We start from the raw sequence: 1,216 nt of genomic DNA on the forward strand, positions 1-1,216 counted from the left end.
TAACGGTAGTAACCGCAGGCCTAGTTTGGACAGCAGACATTACCCCAACAGCAGACGGAGCAATTACTGTGGCAGTAGCCGCAGCAGCAGTAACCGATGCTGCAGGTAATACCAGTGTAGCTTCAGCAGCTGAGATTGCAACTACCTTCGATGGTACAGCACCAGCAATTACAAGCATTGCAAGGGTTGAATCAGAGCGAGTGAACACAGGAGTAGACAAGCTCAACTTCACTGTGAAGTTCTCTGAGAATGTAACAGGAGTAGATGCATCAGACTTCCAAGTGGCAACCACAGGTACAGCCACAGCAAGTGTCAATACAGTCACTCAAGTAGATGGTAAAACCTATACAGTGAACGTGAACGGAATCTCAGGCGAAGGCACCATAGGCCTGAATGCCAAAGATGATGACAGCATCATAGATGCAGCCACCAATGCCCTAGCTTCAGCATTTACAGGAGAGGTGTACACCACCAACTTTGTAGCTACAGATATCGCGCTTTCTACAACAAGCATTCAAGAAAATAATGCAGTAGGAACAGAGATTGGAGCATTCAGTACTACAGATGCCGATGCTGGCGACAGCCATACTTACACTTTAGTGTCAGGAACAGGAGATGCAGACAACGCAAGCTTCACCATTACTGGTAATAAGTTGCTAGCCGCAGAAGTCTTCGACTTTGAGACTAAGAACAGCTACAGCATCAGAGTGAAAACAGATGACAGCTTTGGAGGAACCTACGAAGAAGTGTTCACCATAGAAATCATCAATGAGGCAGAAGCAGTAATAGTAGTGACAGGCGAAGGAACCTTTGATGAAACCATTCTTGGTCTTTCGGCCACTAAGAGTTGGACTATTGAAAACCGAGGCGAAGCCGCTACAGAAGTTAGAATCATCAGTTCAAGCCAAGGCTTTAGTGTTAACCCAGGCTCTGTTCAGCTTAACCCAGGTGATACAAAGAACATCACCGCAGTGTTTACACCAACAGAAGCCAAAGTGTACAATGGAGTTGTGGTGTTCAACTATGACATCACCAATAGCATCCAAGACAATGTATTGGAAATTGGATTGAGTGGAGAAGGTGTGATAGTGACGGGCTTGGATAACGGACAGATCAGCGAAGAGCAGATCGGAGTGTTCCCTAACCCAGCCAGCACCTATGTGACCATAGACTTGAGCGAGCTCAGCGGCATGCCGTTGAACATCCAGATGATCAG

Annotated in this window: 1 protein-coding gene; it reads left to right on the top strand. The window is 46.6% G+C overall.

From position 1 onward, the window contains the following. A partial coding sequence (locus AWW68_RS10920) for a cadherin repeat domain-containing protein (RefSeq protein WP_221405993.1) occupies nucleotides 1–1,216 on the top strand: 1,216 nt, incomplete at both ends.

The sequence above is a fragment of the Roseivirga spongicola genome, from assembly GCF_001592965.1.
GTDB classification, from domain to species: Bacteria; Bacteroidota; Bacteroidia; order Cytophagales; family Cyclobacteriaceae; genus Roseivirga; species Roseivirga spongicola.